Genomic DNA, 15179 nt, shown 5'->3' on the forward strand with positions numbered 1-15179 from the left:
GCATTGCATAGGCTTGCGCGATTGTTTGCCCGCGCACGTCGCGAGCCGCCTCGAGGAGACTGAAAATGGGCCTGAATAATCAGTGGATGCAACGCGATCTCGCGGTGTTGTGGCATCCCTGCACCCAGATGAAAGACCACGAACAGCTGCCGCTGATCCCGATCAAACGCGGTGAAGGCGTTTGGCTGGAAGACTTCGAAGGCAAACGTTACCTCGACGCCGTCAGCTCCTGGTGGGTCAACGTGTTTGGTCACGCCAACCCGCGGATCAACCAGCGCATCAAGGACCAGGTCGATCAGCTGGAACACGTGATCCTCGCTGGTTTCAGTCATCAGCCAGTCATCGAGTTGTCCGAGCGCCTGGTGAAGATGACGCCGGAAGGCCTGACCCGATGCTTCTACGCCGATAACGGTTCGTCCTGCATCGAAGTCGCGCTGAAAATGAGCTTTCACTATTGGCTCAACCGCGGCCAGCCGAACAAGAAGCGCTTCGTCACCCTGACCAACAGCTACCACGGCGAGACCATGGCGGCGATGTCGGTGGGCGACGTGCCACTGTTCACCGAAACCTACAAGGCCCTGTTGCTGGACACCATCAAGGTGCCGAGCCCCGATTGCTACCTGCGCCCGGAAGGCATGAGCTGGGAAGAACACTCGCGCAACATGTTCGCCGCCATGGAACAAACCCTGGCCGAGAATCACGACACCGTCGCGGCAGTCATCGTCGAGCCACTGATTCAGGGCGCCGGCGGCATGCGCATGTACCACCCGGTGTACCTGAAACTGCTGCGCGAAGCCTGCGACCGCTATGGCGTGCACCTGATCCACGACGAAATCGCCGTCGGCTTCGGCCGCACCGGGACGATGTTCGCCTGCGAACAGGCCGGCATCCGCCCGGACTTCCTGTGCCTGTCCAAGGCCCTGACCGGCGGTTACCTGCCGTTGGCGGCCTGCGTGACCACCGAAGATGTCTACAGCGCTTTCTACGACGACTACCCGACCCTGCGCGCCTTCCTGCACTCCCACAGCTACACCGGCAATCCGCTGGCGTGCGCGGCGGCATTGGCGACGTTGGATATCTTCGAAGAAGACAACGTCATCGAGAACAACAAGGCCCTGTCTCAGCGCATGGCCAGCGCCACTGCGCACCTGGCCGATCACCCGAACGTTTCGGAAGTGCGTCAGACCGGCATGGTGCTGGCCATCGAGATGGTCAAGGACAAGGCCACCAAGGAAGCTTATCCGTGGCAGGAACGCCGCGGCTTGAAAGTGTTCCAGCATGCGCTGGAGCGTGGTGCTTTACTTCGACCGTTGGGCAGCGTGGTGTACTTTCTGCCGCCGTATGTGATTACACCGGAGCAGATCGACTTTCTGGCCGAAGTGGCCAGCGAAGGCATCGACATCGCGACTCGCGATAGCGTCAGTGTTTCGGTGCCGAAAGACTTCCACCCGGGCTTCCGAGATCCGGGCTAGGTTATTTGGGATTCTGTGGTGTCCGGGCCGCCGCCTTCGCGAGCAAGTCGAATCGTCGCACCGCCGCTCCCACAGTTGACCGCATTCCAATGTGAGAGCGGCGGTGCGACGATTCGACTTGCTCGCGAATGAAGTCGACACCGATTCAGATGATTAACACTTTCCAGAGACCCAGCATGAGACTGTCCCGCTTCTTTATCGACGCCCCCTTGAGCACTGGCGAACACGAGTTGCCCGAGGCCCAGGCCCATTACATCAGCCGCGTGTTGCGCATGGCCGAGGGTGATGCGCTGCAACTGTTCGACGGTTCGGGCCATGAGTTTCGCGCCACGCTGGTGGAGGTCGGCAAGAAGCGCGTCGTCGTGCAGATCGATGAAAGCTTCGCCGGGCAAGTCGAGTCGCCCTTGCAGATCCACCTCGGCCAGGGCTTGTCCCGTGGCGAGCGGATGGATTGGGCGATTCAGAAAGCCACCGAGTTGGGCGTCACTGAAATCACCCCGATTTTTAGCGACCGCTGTGAAGTTCGGCTGAAGGATGAGCGCGCCGACAAACGCCTGATGCACTGGCGCCAGGTTGCGATCAGCGCGTGCGAGCAATGCGGACGCTCACGGGTGCCGGTGATTCATCCGCCGCTGCTGTTGGCGGATTGGTTGAAGCAGACGGAGGCCGAATTGAAACTGGTACTGCATCCGGTGGCCGAACCATTGGTGAGCCATTCGAAACCGGCGACGCTGGCGTTTTTGATCGGCCCGGAAGGCGGGTTGTCCGACGCTGAAGTCGAGCAGGCCAAGGCTGGCGGTTTTCACGCCGCACGGCTTGGGCCAAGGGTATTGCGGACTGAGACCGCGCCAGTGGTTGCGCTTGCGGTTGCCCAACAGTTGTGGGGTGACTTCTAGGGCCCCATCGCGAGCAAGCTCGCTCCCACAGGGGTATGCATTCCAAAGTGGGAGCGTGCAAGGATCAAGAGGCGATTACTGCACCGGATCACTCACCGGTTTGGCGATGATTGCTTTCAGTTCGCTGGTCATCGGGAATTCCAGGTTCAGGCCTTTGGGCGGAATCGGCTGCTGGAACCAGCGCTGGTAGATGCCGTTGATCTCGCCCGAGCTGTACAGATCGGCGAGTGTCGAGTTCACCAACTCAAGAAACTGCGGATCATCCTTTCGCACCATGCAGCTGTAGATTTCCCGCGACTGCTCCTCGCCCACCACCACCCAGTTATGCGGATCGCGGGCCTTGGCGCGTTCGCCGTAAAGCAGCGCGTCATCCATATAGAACGCCGCCGCCCGACCTGACTGCAACATCTGGAAGGCTTCGCCGTGGTCCTTGGCGCTGATCACGAACATATCGATCTTGTGATCGACGTTGTAGCTCTTCAGAAAACGTTCGTTGGTGGTGCCGGCGGTGGTCACGACGTTCTTGCCACGCAAGTCGGCGAAACTCTTGATGCCGCTGTCCTTCGCCGTGAGCAACTGACCCTTCACGTAGATGAACCCGTAGGAAAACGCCACTTGCTGCATACGCTCGGCCGTCACGCCGGTGGAGCCGCACTCAAGGTCGACCGTGCCGTTCTGCACCAGCGGAATGCGCGTTTGCGAGGTCACCAGGTTGTACTTCACCTGCAGATCCGGCAGCTCAAGCTTTTGCTTGATGCGCTCGACAATCTTGCTCGCCAGGTCCACCGAATAGCCCATCGGCTGCCCCGTGTGATCACCCACGTAGGAGAACGGCACCGACGCATCGCGATAACCCAGCGTGATGCTCTTGGCATTGGCGACCTTGTTCAGCGTGCCGGTCAGCGGCGCTTCGTTGGCCTGGACCTGGCTGGCGAGCAGCAGGCCGAGGGTGCAGCCGATCAACGTGATTTTTTGCATTGTTATTCTCCGTTGTGGGTAAGGCGATTAGCGGCGGGCGGCGATCACGGTGATTTCCACCAGAACCTCTGGACGGGCCAGTAGCGCCTGCACAGTGGTGCGGGTCGGTGCGTTGCCCGGTGACAGCCACTGCGACCAGACCTCGTTCATGGCGGCAAAGTCGCGGCCAATGTCGTTCAGGTAAATGGTCGCGTTGAGCAGATGATCCTTGTCGCTGCCAGCCTCGGCCAACAACGCATCGATTTTCGCCAGCACTTCGGCGGTTTGGCCGGTGACGTCGGTGCTGTCACCCGGAACCTGTCCCGAGAGAAACACCAGATCGCCAAAGGTCACCGCGCCAGAGAGTCGGCTGTTGCTGTTGATTCGGTTGATGTTCATCGGTTTTTCCTTTTCAAGTCAGGCGACGCGGGGGGCGAGGCCCTGCATTTCGATTGAAGGTGTGCGCCGGGCGATCAACTCGCTGAGCAACCGGGCGCTGCCACAGGCCAGGGTAAAACCCAGGGCGCCATGGCCGAGGTTGAGCCACAGGTTGCGATACACCGTGGCCCCGATCAACGGCACGCCGCTGGGGGTGGCCGGGCGCATGCCGGCCCATTCGATGGCGGCGGCGTAATCCCCAGCATTCGGTAAGGTTTCCTGCGCCTGGCGCTTGATCAGCGCCAGACGTTTGGGGTCGAGCGCCGTGTCGAAGCCGACGATGTCGACCATTGCCGCCACGCGCAGTTGTTCACCGATGCGGGCGTAAACGATCTTGCGGTTGTAATCGGTGATGCTCAGCTCCGGCGAGCGATGTTCAGCGCGGATGGGCAAGGTCAGGCTGTAGCCCTTGAGCGGATACAGCGGCAGGTTCATGCCCGGCAACGCCAGCGCCGGACTGCGATGTCCGGCGGCAATCACCAGTTGTTCGACCGGCAGCACCTGCGAACCCATTTCTACGGCCTGCACCGCACCGTCCGCGTGGCGAATGCCGGTGACCTTGCGGCCGAGCAAAAACTCGCAACGCCCCGACGCCTGGAGTCGAGCCAACAGTTGCTGACAGAAAGCATGGCAGTCGGCGACCTCCTCGTCGGGGGTATAAATCGCGCCCACAAACGGCGCCTCGGCGAGTGCAGGCTCCAGTTGGGCGCATTCGGCCCGCGACAGCACGTGCTGCTGTCGCGGATCAGCCAGGCCATGGCGAGCGTGTTCGAAACTCGCGGCTTCACGAAACGTCACCAGTTTGCCGTTGCGCCGCCAGTCGAAACCGTCGAGACGGTCTTCTTCGCGCCAGCCTTGCAGCGTGGCCTGGCTCAGCAGCGCCAGACGCAGCAGGTGCGCGCCGTTGCGCTGATTCACCGAACGACGGCAAGCCGCCAGGAAGGACGCCATCCAGCGCCATTGCGCCGGGTCCAGGCGCGGGCGCAGCTTCAACGGCGAGTCACCGCGCAGCATCCAGCCAAGCGCCTGCAACGGTACGCCGGCATCGGCCAGCGGCGCGACGTAACGGTAGGACAACTGGCCGCCGTTGGCGAAACTGGTCTCGCTGCCCAGCGAGTCCCGGGCCTCGATCAGCGTCACGTCGATGCCGTCGCGCACCAGTGCGTAAGCCGTCGTCAGCCCGATGACGCCACCACCGATGATGCAAACCCGCTGAGCCATGTCTGTCCTTAACCGTTGTTGAAACAGACCTCAGGTTAGGACCAGGTGACAGCCGTTGAACAATGCATAAAGATGCCTGCCCCATAAACAAAGGTTATGGACTTGCCATGCGACTGCGACACATCGAGATTTTCCAGGCCATTCGCCAGACCGGTTCGGTCAGTGGCGCCGCACAGTTGCTGCACGTATCGCAACCGGCGGTAAGCAAAGTGCTGCAACACGCCGAGCAGCAACTGGGCTTTCCGTTGTTCCTGCGGGTGCGCGGTAAATTGCAGGCCACGCCCGAAGCGTTGGAGCTTGAACGCGAAGTCGACAAGGTCACCGAAAGTCTGCAAGGCGTGCGACGTCTGGCCCAGAGCCTGCGGCGCGAGCCGGGGCACAGCGTACGGATCGGCGCGATCCCGGCGCTGGCCCTGTCGCTGCTGCCGCCGGCCATCAACGAGTGGACGCAACGCTACCCGGACATCGTCTGCGAACTGTCCAGCGCCCACAGCCGTGAGCTGATGCAGAATTTGTTGATGCGCGAAGTGGATGTCGCGCTGACCTTGCAGCCGCCGGATCATCCGGGCCTGAAGGCGCAAGCCCTGGCCTGCGGGGTTTTGGTGGCACTGGCGCCGTTGGGTTATTGGGCCGACGACGCCTTGAGCCAACCGTTGCCGTTGAGCGAATTGGCCGGAGCGCCGCTGATCGGCCTGTCCAGCGCCGACCCGCTGGCGGCCAGACTCGACAGCTACCTTGAGGCGGTCGATCCGCCGCCACGGGTTCGCATCGCCGTGCAGACCTACTCGCTGGCGCGGGCGATGGTTGAATCCGGGGCAGGGCTAGCGGTGATCGACCCGTTTACCGCGCTCGGCGCGTCCCCCGCCGCTACGGCGATTCGCCCTCTGGCACCCGCGTTACCGATCACGTTGTATGCGGTCACTCGCGCCGACGAACCGCCGCCCCACACCCTGAGCGACTTGTTGCAGGTGTTCAGCCGACGGGCGCAGGCACAACTGGATCACCTGTACCCCTGTGGGAGCGGGCTTGCTCGCGAATGCGGTGGATCAGCCAGCGATGATGTCGACTGACCTGACGCTTTCGCGAGCAAGCCCGCTCCCACAGGTTTTTCAAATAGCTGCAGTGCGATCTACAAGACATAAAACAGAATCGCCACGAAGTGCAGCAAACTCCCGGCGATCACGAACAGATGCCAGATCCCGTGGGCATGGCGTAAACGACTATCCAGCGCAAAAAAGATAATGCCCACGGTGTACAGCACGCCGCCCGACGCCAGCCAGGCGAAACCTGTACTGCCCAACGCCGCCAATAACGGTTTGACCGCCACCAGCACGATCCAGCCCATCACCGCGTAGATCACGATCGACAGAATCCGCGCTTCCGAACGCGGTTTGATTTCTTGCAGGATGCCGATCAGCGCCAATCCCCAGACAATCCCAAACAGCGTCCAGCCCCACGGCCCGCGTAGCGTCACGAGACAGAATGGCGTGTAACTGCCGGCAATCAGCAGATAGATCGAAAAGTGATCGACCTTCTGCATGATCGCTTTCTTGCGCCCACGCACGCTGTGATAAACGGTCGACGCGCTGTAAAGCACCAGCAAGGTAAACCCGTAAATCGCCACGCTGACGATCTTCCACGGACTCCCGTCCATGCCGGCGATCACCAACATCCACACCACCCCGACCACCGCTGCCACCGCCCCGACCAGATGCGTCCAGGCGTTCAATCTTTCCCCGTGATACATGTGTTGCTCACCTCAAAATTCACTGCAACATCGCGCAAACTGTAGGAGCTGTCGAGTGAAACGAGGCTGCGATCTTTTGATCTTGAAAAATCGCAGCCTCGTTTCACTCGACAGCTGCTACAAAAGATCGCATACGTGCACAATCGAGCCATTCGAATAAGAGTCTGCATCATGCTGATCGATGAAGAGTTGACCCTGAAAAAACTCGAGGTGTTCCTGGCCTTCATGCGCACCGGCAACCTGGCCCGGGCTGCCGCCGAATTGCAGACCAGCAACGTCAGCGTGCACCGGGCGATCCATTCCCTGGAGAGCGCCCTGCGCTGCCCGCTGTTCAAGCACGAAGGCCGCAATCTCACGCCGCTGGAAAGCGCTTATGTGCTGGAAGAACGGGCGCAGAAGCTGATTCAGGACGTGGTCGAAACCGTGCGCCTGACCCGCGAAGCCGCCGGGTTCTCCGCCGAGCGTTTCAAGCTCGGCTCGCTGTATTCGCTGACGGTGAAGACGGTGCCGCAGCTGATCATGGGCCTGAAAATCCGCCGCAGCGAACTCAACATCGACCTGATCCTCGGCTCGAACTTCGACCTGCTGTACAAGCTCAAGAACATGGAAGTCGACGCGATCCTGGTGTCGCTGGACGAGAGCGTCAACGACCCTGACTGCGAGCAAATTCCGCTGTTTTCCGACGACATTTTTCTCGCCACACCGGCGGATTCAAAGTTTGCTCAACGGACCGAAGTCGACCTTGCCGAAGTCCGCGATGAGACATTCATTACGCTGACCCAGGGCTTTGCCACGCACCAGGACGGTAATCGGGTGTTCAAGCAGGCAGGGTTCGAACCGAAGGTGGCGATGCAGGTCAACGACATCTTCACCCTGCTGAGCATGGTCAGCTCGGGCGTGGGTTATGCGTTGCTGCCGGGGCGGATTGCAGCGGTGTATGAAAACCGGGTGAAGCTGATTCCGTTGCAGGAAAAGTATCGGTTGCAGCAGCACATTGGGGTGGTGTTCTTGAAGGCCAAGGAGCGGGATCCGAATTTGTTGGCGTTGCTGGCTGAGTGTCGGATGTACGCCAATCGCCAGGCTTGAGACCGCGTCGCCCCCTTCGCGAGCAAGCCCGCTCCCACATTGGAATGCATTCTCCTGTGGGAGCGGGCTTGCTCGCGAAGGGGCCAGCACATTCAACAAAGAACCAAAGCCCTACCCCACAATCCCGCGAACAATGAAGTACAACAACGAAGGCCCAAGCAGACACCCAAGCCCGGTGTGGAACGTCGCGGTCAACGCGCCATAAGGCACCAACCGCCGATCCGTCGCCGCCAACCCGGCCGTCACACCACTGACAGTACCCGCCAACCCACCAAACACCATCGCCGAGCGCGGGTTATCCAACCCCATCCAGCGCGCCGCCATCGGTGTGCCGACCATTACAAAAATCGCCTTGATCAACCCGGTGGCAATCGACAACGCCACCACATCCGAACTCGCACCAATTGCCGCCCCGGTCACCGGCCCGACGATGTAGGTCACCGCACCCGCGCCGATGGTAGTCATGCTGATCGCATCGCGATAACCGAACGCCCAGGCCATGCTTGCGCCGACAATGAATGGCAGGATCGTGCCCAACAGCAGCGCAATCACACCGATCAAACCGGCCTTTTTCGCTTCGGTGGCTTGCACTTCGAATGCCGTGGCGACGATCGCAAAGTCCCGCAGCATGGCGCCGCCCATCAGACCAATGCCGGAAAACAGCGTCAGATCCGCCAAACCTTTTTGCCCGCCAGTCATCGTGCCGCCGACCCAGGCCAGAACAAGCCCGATGACGATGGCAATCGCCGAACCGTGAATCCGTCCGAACGTCAGGCGCTTGGACAGCACCACCGACACCCACATGATCACGCCGACGAACGCGAACGCGGTAATCAGACTGTTATTGGCCAGCCCCTTCTCAATGAATTCCCACATATCAGCGACCTCCTACTGGAGTGCCAACCGGCGTTATTTCCGCCGGTTCATCGGGCAACGGTTCGCCTTTGTGAGTCCGGCTGATCAGGGCAATGGTGCAACCGCATATCACCACCGAGCCGATCGCCGCCAGCACCGCCACCGGGCCGCCGTGCAGGGCGGTGACGACGTTCTGTTGCGCGGCCATCGCGACCACGACCGGAATGTACATGGCGCCCCAGAAACCGACGCCCATCTCGCAATCCTTGGTCATGCCGCTGCGTTTTTGCATCCATAACCGCGCGCAGATCAACAGGATCATCGCGATCCCGACGCCGCCGACGTTTGATTTCACGCCCAGCAACATGCCAAGCGCATCGCCCATGATCACCCCTGCCAGCGTACATATCGCCAACAGCGCCACACCGTAAATAATCATTGTTGTAGTCCTCAAAGTGCATCGTCGAATGTTGTTTTTGTTGTTCGAAGGCCTGAGTCCGGGTCTAGAGTTGGCGGCTTCCCTCCTCACGCAGCAGCGCCTGCAAGGTATCGAGGCGCGCACCGTCGAACGCAATCACGGTGCCCTGCTCGAACACCCGGCGCGCCAGCCCGGTCAGCACCGCACCGGGCGGCAGTTCGATCTGTAGACGTACGCCGCGCTCGTAAGCGCTTTGTACCGTGCCGCGCCAATCGACGATGCGGCACATGTTGAACGCCAGGTCGTCGCGCAAGGCGTCAGTGTTGATGATGGGCCGGGCGCGACTGCCGCTCAGGTAGCCCACCGTCGGTGTTTTCAGCTGCACCTTGGCGAAGGCTTCGGCCAGGGTTTTCGCAGGTGTGTCCAGCAGCGGGCAGTGGGACGGCACGCTGACGGCCAGACGTTTGGCCAAACCTGCACCACGACTTTTCGCCAACTCGGCGACCGCGTTCATCGCGCCATCGCTGCCGGCAATCACCACCTGGTTATCGGCGTTGATGTTCGCTAGGTACACCGGCGTGTCGACGCTGTGAACCTGCGCCAGCAACCCTTCCACCGTGGCCAGATCCAGACCGATGATCGCGGTCATTCCATAGCCTTGTGGATAAGCCTGTTGCATCAGTTCACCGCGCAGGCTGACCAGATGCAACGCATCGCTGAAGCTCAACGCGCCGGCGACCACCGCTGCCGGGTAGGCGCCGATGGAAAGCCCGGCCACGTAATCCGCCGCCAACCGCAACTGGCGTGAAGCGGCGACGCCGGCGATCAACAGGCAGAGCTGAACCGCCCTTGTCGACTTCAACGACTCGGCAGAATCCAGCAGCAATGTATCTTCGCCAAGCACTTCACTCGCCTCGATCACTGTCTCGCGAGGCAAACGATGGAGCATGCCCGGTTGCTGCGCGCCCTGGCCGGGGAACACCAGCAGGCTGCTCACGCTGCTTGCTCCTGCGGGTTCCAGGGATTGGTTACCAGACAGGCTTCACTGGCGTTTTTTAGCAGGACCCGTTGCGAGGGACCGGCCCATTCGCGCAAGGCGACAGCGCCGTTTGGCGTTTGCAGTTGCATGTCCACCAAGCACACCGAGGCATCAAGAAGTTTCACCAGTTCCTGCGCCTGAGTGCGCTCCAACGGTTGCGGTGTACGCAGGATCAAGTCGAGATCGCTGCCCTCATGCAATGCCTGAAAACCGCTGGCCAATTCAAACCCGGCACTGCCGCTGACACCCCAAACCCACTCACAGGAATCGAGCATCGGCCGCAGTTGATTGAGGGCGCGCACTGCCGGTAAATCCCGATCAATCGAGACATGGCAAAGCGCTTCCGGCCGAACTTGACGCTGGATTGCATCGACCGACATCACCGTTGCATACCGCTGTTCACGCAAACTCCCACGCACCCCGACCGCGATGTGATCCGGCGCGCTCAACGCACGCCGAACCACCACCGGTTGACCCGCACTGATCGACTCGATCACCCACGACGGTGCATCCGCAGGCAACTGCTCCGGGGTCATCCCCCAGAGCAGGTCGTGGGCCAGAAGCGTGTTCACCACTGCTCTCTCAGCAATTGGCGAACCTGACTCGACGCCGCACGGTTGCTCGCGCCCAAGCGGCTACTCAGGTCGCGCCCTTTCGCGGCGACATCACCAATCGCCTGGGTCAGGCATTCAGTCACCCGCGTCAGATCCGCCGCCGTCGGCTGCTCGATCTGTTCCACCGACAAGGTTTCCCAAAGCAAACCAAGGCTCGCGTAGCTGTCGATGTCATACGCCATCGGCGGCACGCTGGCAGCCAAGACTTCGAGTTCTTCAACACTGCGCAAGGTCACCCGCGCGGCCGAAGCCTTGCCCATCGCGTGAACCATCACCCCCGGATCGCGCAGCGCAATCAGCCGATTGGCCTGATACCCATGAGCCAGAAACGCCCCGGACATCGCCTTGCCCACCAGCAAACCGATCACGGCATGGCCGGCCAGTCGGGCGCGGGCATAGCTGTCCGCGGCACCGGCCAGTGCCTGATGAATGCCGAGCGCTTCTTCGCGCCGACCGTAGGCCTGACTCGGAACATCGACGATGGCGATCAAGGCGCGTTTCTGCGGTTTATCCAGATCCGCCGCAATGACTTCATTCACGGCTTTGGCCAACCCCCAACCTTCCAGCAAACCGACCTCGCCATTGCGGGCGCGGACGAAACGGTTGTCGGGATCCGCCGCCACCGCGATAAACCGAACAGGTTGGTCGCCCAACACACCATCCGCGACTTTCAACGAAGCCGGCAAACCTTCGACCGGTTTGGCGCCCGAACTCAAGGCGTTGAACCAGTTCAAGCCTCTCAGGGAATACGAACTCATGAGCGCTCTCCTTGATACAGATCGCGAACCGTCGACGGCTCGATTTGCGGCTCGGCGTCCAGACGGGCCAGCCGTTGCAGGAACCATTCGGCCTGACGACTGCGTTGCTGTTCCGGCAAACCTTGCTTAAGCAATTCACTGACCTGCTGCTGAACCTGCGCCACGTTGTCAGCGACAAAACGATCCACCAGACCACTGGCGAAACGTTGCTCGCCACCGGTCAGGCTCCAGATGAAAGGACGATCACGGGAGTCGTATTCCTCAAGCCCGGCTTCCTGTTCGATCACTTGCGGACCGTTGAGGCCAAGCCGCGCTTCCTGAGTCACCAGCAAATAGCTGCACAACCCGGCGGCAATCGACATCCCGCCAAAGCAGCCGACGCTTCCGGCCACCACGCCAACGACTGGCTGGTATTGGCGCAGATCGACAATCGCCGCATGAATATCGGCAATCGCCGCCAGCCCGAGGTTGGCCTCCTGCAAACGCACTCCACCGGTTTCCAGCAGCAACACGGCGCGAGTGGGAATGCCATTGCGGTTGTCTTCGGCGGCCAACTCCAGCGCACCGGCAATTTTCGCCCCGCCGACTTCACCGAGACTGCCACCCTGAAACGCGCCTTCGATCGCGGCGATGACCACCGGCAAACCGCCGATGCTGCCCTTGGCGATCACCACGCCGTCATCGGCTTGCGGCACCACGCCCTGGCGCGACAGCCACGGCGACATGACACGTTGAAAGGGGTCGAGTAATTCGCGGAAGGTACCGGTGTCGAGCAAGGCTTTTGCCCGTTGCCGGGCGCCGAGTTCGACGAAGCTATGCTTGTGAAGGAGATCAGTCATGGCTGATCTCCTCAAAGCCTTGTTCCAGACGCAAGCGCACCACGCCAGGCGTCGCGCCGAAATCGTGGATATCGATGGCCATAGCAGGCGGTGTCTGACCGTCGAACATCCGCGCAAACAGATGCTGCCAGCGTTGTTCGCTGCCATTGACCGAGGTCTGCACTTTGATCGTGAGCTTGCCGGTCTGACCCGGTTCTATCAGCACTTCCAGATCGCCCGAGCCGACACAGCCCACCAGCGTCCGGCCGCGTGGCGGCTGCCCGGCGGGGAATTCAAAAGATAAGGTTTCCATCAGAAAGCTCCCTGGATGATGCCGTCAGCCGACTCGATGCGGTCGATGAACAGGCAGGCTGCGAGTAAGTCAGCAGCACCGCCGGGCGAGGCATTCAACGCGATAAGTTGTTGGTCCAGCTCATGCAAACGGCGGCGGCCGGCGAGGCTGGCACTGCCGCCCGCATCGAGCACGGCTTGGGCGCCGAGTTGCATGGTCTGCAGGCCTTGTTCGCCTGCGCGGTAGAGCACGCAGGTGTCGGCCAGTTGGGTCATGATCGCCAGCAAGGCATCGAGCCGGGCGTTCTGCTCGCCATGACCGGCGGCGCGGCTGCGTTTGAGTTGTGGCAGCGCGCGTTGAATCACCGCCGGAAAACCGAGCTGAGCTTCTTCACGGGCACCGCGTGCGCCATAACGCTGGGCGACTTGCGCACCGTGGCTCAGAGGACGCGGCGCGTAACGGTCGGCGAGCAAGGCCAGACGTGCGGCGCGCAAGGTAATGGCGCCTGCGCCAGTGGATTCAGGTTCCAGCGCCGTCGCCGCGACCAACAGACCCAAGGCCCAGATAGCCCCGCGATGGGTGTTCACCCCGCCCGTGGTGGCGAGCATCACTTCCTCGCCTTCACGACCGATCAGGCCAATGGCTTCGCGCAGCGGCAAACTGACTTCGCCGAACTCGATGGCGGCCTCCGCCATTTCCTTGAACGCAGGCCACAGGGACAGCGCCGAAGCGTGCATCAACCCGAGGTGCAAATCGGTGTGCGCGCCATTGCCACGACGGTCGACCAGCGCCGGTTTCGGCGACAGGTCCGCTTCGTCGATCAGCGCATCCACAGCCAGATCCGCCAGCCGCTCGGCCAACGACAGGGTTTTCGGTTGCAGGTTAAATGCGTGCATTACCAGCTCCTGAACTTGGCGGGCGGGTTGTAGAGGCCACCGGACCACTCGACCAGATCGGCCACGCTTTTGGCCGCCAGCAGTTCGCGGGTGGCGTCGGTGCGGCGGATACCGAGGTCTTCGGGCAAGGCGATCAGGCCTTCGCGGCGCATGCGCGCGGTGTCTTTCGGGTTGTGGCGCAAGCCGATCACGGTGACTCCTGCCACGGCGGCGATCATCGCCTGGCGCTCTTCCAGCGAACGCGCCTTGTACAAATAGGCGATGCCTTCTTCGGTCAGCAGGTGGGTGACGTCGTCGCCGTAGATCATGATCGGCGCCAGCGGCATGCCGCTTTTTCTCGCCACTTCCACCGCGTCGAGGGTTTCGACGAAGGTGGGTTTGCCGCCCTCCTGGAAGGTCTCGACCATTTGCACCACGAGTTTCTTGCCTCGCTCCAGCAGCGCTTCGGGCGCATCGTCATGGCGCATGTCGAGCCAGGCCGGAGTGCCGTGACGGCGACCGCGTGGGTCATGGCCCATGTTCGGCGCACCGCCGAAACCGGCCAGGCGGCCGCGCGTCACGGTGGAGGAATGGCCGTCGCCGTCGACTTGCAGGGTGGCGCCGATGAACAAGTCCACCGCGTATTGCCCGGCCAGTTGGCAGAACATCCGGTTGGAGCGCAGAGAGCCGTCGCGTCCGGTGAAGAACACGTCCGGCCGAGCGGCGATGTAGTTTTCCATGCCCAATTCGGTGCCGAAGCAATGCACGCTTTCGACCCAGCCACTTTCGATGGCCGGGATCAAGGTTGGATGCGGATTAAGCGTCCAGTTGCGGCAGATCTTGCCCTTCAGACCGAGGGATTCGCCGTAGGTCGGCAGGATCAATTCGATGGCGGCGGTGTTGAAACCGATACCGTGGTTCAGGGACTGGACGTTGTGTTTCTCGTAGATCCCGCGGATCGCCATCATCGCCATCAACACGTGCACAGGCTTGATGTGCCGCGGGTCGCGGGTGAACAGCGGTTCGATGTAGAACGGCTTGTCGGCCACCACCACGAAGTCGACCCAGGAGGCAGGGATGTCAACGCGAGGCAGGTCGCTGACATCGTCCACCAGTTGATTGACCTGAACGATGACGATGCCGTCGCTGAAGGCGGCCGGTTCGATCAATGCAGGAGTGTCTTCGGTGCTCGGGCCGGTGTAGATGTTACCGGCGCGGTCGGCCATGAAACCGGCCGAGAGCACGACGTTGGGAATCAGGTCGACCACCAGCCGCGCATAGAGCTCGATGTAGGTATGGATCGCGCCGATTTCCAGCAGGCCATCTTCCAGCAACTGGCTGATGCGCAGGCTCTGGGTGCCGGCGAAAGAGAAGTCGAGCTTGCGGGCGATGCCGCGTTCAAACAAGTCCAGATGCTCGGAGCGACCGACGCTGGGCATGATCATGTGCAGGTCATGCAGCTTCGCGGGATCAGCCTTGGCCAGGGAGCGGGACAGGAAATCCGCCTGCTTCTGGTTATTGCCCTCCAGCACCACACGGTCGCCGGGCAGAATCAAGGCCTCCAGCGCCGCAACGATTTTGTCGGTGGGCAGGACCACACCGTCGGCTAAACCCCGTACCAGCTCGAGACGCCGCTGCTTTTCGCTGCGCCGCCGCGTCCATCGCGAGTCGGGGGATATTGTTGTTGTCATGA

At 61.6% G+C, this 15179-nt stretch carries 17 protein-coding genes; 4 read left to right on the forward strand and 13 right to left on the reverse strand.

Features of this window, described 5'->3' with window-relative positions:
• The first annotated feature begins 65 nt into the window (after positions 1-65).
• Together ACMXYH_RS30330 and ACMXYH_RS30335 are read left to right on the forward strand one after the other, a co-directional pair.
• The gene (locus ACMXYH_RS30330) at positions 66-1472 is read left to right on the forward strand and encodes an adenosylmethionine--8-amino-7-oxononanoate transaminase (RefSeq protein WP_046045254.1); all 1407 of its coding nucleotides are present in this window, start codon (positions 66-68) and stop codon (positions 1470-1472) included.
• 176 nt (positions 1473-1648) lie between these two features.
• Positions 1649-2368: a 16S rRNA (uracil(1498)-N(3))-methyltransferase gene (locus ACMXYH_RS30335; RefSeq protein ID WP_415765816.1), complete on the forward strand. Its 720-nt coding sequence runs from the start codon at positions 1649-1651 to the stop codon at positions 2366-2368.
• A 75-nt stretch (positions 2369-2443) separates the two neighbouring features.
• On the opposite strand, the gene ACMXYH_RS30340 is transcribed toward ACMXYH_RS30335, so the two are convergent.
• From ACMXYH_RS30340 to ACMXYH_RS30350, 3 genes are read right to left on the reverse strand one after another with little or no spacing between them, the layout of a single operon-like run.
• The gene (locus ACMXYH_RS30340; protein WP_192409174.1) at positions 2444-3346 is read right to left on the reverse strand and encodes a transporter substrate-binding domain-containing protein; all 903 of its coding nucleotides are present in this window, start codon (positions 3344-3346) and stop codon (positions 2444-2446) included.
• A gap of 27 nt (positions 3347-3373) precedes the next feature.
• Positions 3374-3724, reverse strand: a complete 351-nt coding sequence (locus ACMXYH_RS30345) for a RidA family protein (protein WP_134420638.1) — start codon at positions 3722-3724, stop codon at positions 3374-3376.
• An 18-nt stretch (positions 3725-3742) separates the two neighbouring features.
• Positions 3743-4984 (reverse strand): D-amino acid dehydrogenase, encoded by a 1242-nt coding sequence (locus ACMXYH_RS30350; protein ID WP_415765817.1) that lies wholly within the window; start codon positions 4982-4984, stop codon positions 3743-3745.
• A gap of 107 nt (positions 4985-5091) precedes the next feature.
• On the opposite strand from ACMXYH_RS30350, the gene ACMXYH_RS30355 reads away from it, so the two are divergent.
• Entirely contained in the window at positions 5092-6054 is a 963-nt protein-coding gene (locus tag ACMXYH_RS30355; RefSeq protein WP_415765818.1) for a LysR family transcriptional regulator, read from the forward strand.
• 59 nt (positions 6055-6113) lie between these two features.
• Here the strand turns inward: ACMXYH_RS30355 and trhA are convergent, their stop codons facing one another.
• Positions 6114-6731, reverse strand: coding sequence for a PAQR family membrane homeostasis protein TrhA (trhA, locus tag ACMXYH_RS30360; protein WP_095127102.1), 618 nt, complete (start codon positions 6729-6731; stop codon positions 6114-6116).
• 171 nt (positions 6732-6902) lie between these two features.
• Here trhA and ACMXYH_RS30365 point away from each other — a divergent pair, with 171 nt between their 5' ends.
• A complete protein-coding gene (locus ACMXYH_RS30365; RefSeq protein WP_008033325.1) occupies positions 6903-7817 on the forward strand; it encodes a LysR family transcriptional regulator in 915 nt (304 codons plus the stop codon).
• 111 nt (positions 7818-7928) lie between these two features.
• Here the strand turns inward: ACMXYH_RS30365 and madM are convergent, their stop codons facing one another.
• The 9 genes from madM to mdcA form a co-directional block, all read right to left on the reverse strand.
• Positions 7929-8693, reverse strand: a complete 765-nt coding sequence (gene madM / locus ACMXYH_RS30370; RefSeq protein ID WP_415765819.1) for a malonate transporter subunit MadM — start codon at positions 8691-8693, stop codon at positions 7929-7931.
• A 1-nt stretch (position 8694) separates the two neighbouring features.
• Positions 8695-9111 (reverse strand): malonate transporter subunit MadL, encoded by a 417-nt coding sequence (madL, locus tag ACMXYH_RS30375; RefSeq protein WP_415765820.1) that lies wholly within the window; start codon positions 9109-9111, stop codon positions 8695-8697.
• Between the two features lie 64 nt (positions 9112-9175).
• Entirely contained in the window at positions 9176-10087 is a 912-nt protein-coding gene (gene mdcH, locus ACMXYH_RS30380; protein WP_415765821.1) for a malonate decarboxylase subunit epsilon, read from the reverse strand.
• Positions 10084-10704, reverse strand: coding sequence for a malonate decarboxylase holo-ACP synthase (locus ACMXYH_RS30385; protein WP_415765822.1), 621 nt, complete (start codon positions 10702-10704; stop codon positions 10084-10086). The genes mdcH and ACMXYH_RS30385 overlap by 4 nt, the downstream gene beginning before the upstream one ends.
• Positions 10698-11501, reverse strand: coding sequence for a biotin-independent malonate decarboxylase subunit gamma (gene mdcE, locus ACMXYH_RS30390; protein ID WP_415765823.1), 804 nt, complete (start codon positions 11499-11501; stop codon positions 10698-10700). Before mdcE ends, ACMXYH_RS30385 begins: the two co-directional genes overlap by 7 nt.
• Positions 11498-12340, reverse strand: a complete 843-nt coding sequence (locus ACMXYH_RS30395) for a biotin-independent malonate decarboxylase subunit beta (RefSeq protein WP_415765825.1) — start codon at positions 12338-12340, stop codon at positions 11498-11500. The genes mdcE and ACMXYH_RS30395 overlap by 4 nt, the downstream gene beginning before the upstream one ends.
• The gene (locus ACMXYH_RS30400; RefSeq protein ID WP_134420654.1) at positions 12333-12632 is read right to left on the reverse strand and encodes a malonate decarboxylase subunit delta; all 300 of its coding nucleotides are present in this window, start codon (positions 12630-12632) and stop codon (positions 12333-12335) included. Before ACMXYH_RS30400 ends, ACMXYH_RS30395 begins: the two co-directional genes overlap by 8 nt.
• Positions 12632-13507, reverse strand: a complete 876-nt coding sequence (locus ACMXYH_RS30405; protein WP_415765826.1) for a triphosphoribosyl-dephospho-CoA synthase — start codon at positions 13505-13507, stop codon at positions 12632-12634. The genes ACMXYH_RS30400 and ACMXYH_RS30405 overlap by 1 nt, the downstream gene beginning before the upstream one ends.
• Positions 13507-15177, reverse strand: a complete 1671-nt coding sequence (gene mdcA / locus ACMXYH_RS30410; RefSeq protein ID WP_008152587.1) for a malonate decarboxylase subunit alpha — start codon at positions 15175-15177, stop codon at positions 13507-13509. The genes ACMXYH_RS30405 and mdcA overlap by 1 nt, the downstream gene beginning before the upstream one ends.
• Between the last annotated feature and the right edge of the window lie 2 nt (positions 15178-15179).

The sequence above is a fragment of the Pseudomonas frigoris genome (assembly GCF_047758635.1).
Lineage (GTDB): Bacteria > Pseudomonadota > Gammaproteobacteria > Pseudomonadales > Pseudomonadaceae > Aquipseudomonas > Aquipseudomonas frigoris.

Excerpts from the sequence above, each read along its gene's own strand:
- ACMXYH_RS30330 (WP_046045254.1), top strand. The coding sequence starts at position 66 with ATGGGCCTGAATAATCAGTGGATGCAACGCGATCTCGCGGTGTTGTGG.
- ACMXYH_RS30335 (WP_415765816.1), top strand. The coding sequence starts at position 1,649 with ATGAGACTGTCCCGCTTCTTTATCGACGCCCCCTTGAGCACTGGCGAA.
- ACMXYH_RS30340 (WP_192409174.1), bottom strand. The coding sequence starts at position 3,346 with ATGCAAAAAATCACGTTGATCGGCTGCACCCTCGGCCTGCTGCTCGCC.
- ACMXYH_RS30345 (WP_134420638.1), bottom strand. The coding sequence starts at position 3,724 with ATGAACATCAACCGAATCAACAGCAACAGCCGACTCTCTGGCGCGGTG.
- ACMXYH_RS30350 (WP_415765817.1), bottom strand. The coding sequence starts at position 4,984 with ATGGCTCAGCGGGTTTGCATCATCGGTGGTGGCGTCATCGGGCTGACG.
- ACMXYH_RS30355 (WP_415765818.1), top strand. The coding sequence starts at position 5,092 with ATGCGACTGCGACACATCGAGATTTTCCAGGCCATTCGCCAGACCGGT.
- trhA (WP_095127102.1), bottom strand. The coding sequence starts at position 6,731 with ATGTATCACGGGGAAAGATTGAACGCCTGGACGCATCTGGTCGGGGCG.
- ACMXYH_RS30365 (WP_008033325.1), top strand. The coding sequence starts at position 6,903 with ATGCTGATCGATGAAGAGTTGACCCTGAAAAAACTCGAGGTGTTCCTG.
- madM (WP_415765819.1), bottom strand. The coding sequence starts at position 8,693 with ATGTGGGAATTCATTGAGAAGGGGCTGGCCAATAACAGTCTGATTACC.
- madL (WP_415765820.1), bottom strand. The coding sequence starts at position 9,111 with ATGATTATTTACGGTGTGGCGCTGTTGGCGATATGTACGCTGGCAGGG.
- mdcE (WP_415765823.1), bottom strand. The coding sequence starts at position 11,501 with ATGAGTTCGTATTCCCTGAGAGGCTTGAACTGGTTCAACGCCTTGAGT.
- ACMXYH_RS30395 (WP_415765825.1), bottom strand. The coding sequence starts at position 12,340 with ATGACTGATCTCCTTCACAAGCATAGCTTCGTCGAACTCGGCGCCCGG.
- ACMXYH_RS30400 (WP_134420654.1), bottom strand. The coding sequence starts at position 12,632 with ATGGAAACCTTATCTTTTGAATTCCCCGCCGGGCAGCCGCCACGCGGC.
- ACMXYH_RS30405 (WP_415765826.1), bottom strand. The coding sequence starts at position 13,507 with ATGCACGCATTTAACCTGCAACCGAAAACCCTGTCGTTGGCCGAGCGG.
- mdcA (WP_008152587.1), bottom strand. The coding sequence starts at position 15,177 with ATGACAACAACAATATCCCCCGACTCGCGATGGACGCGGCGGCGCAGC.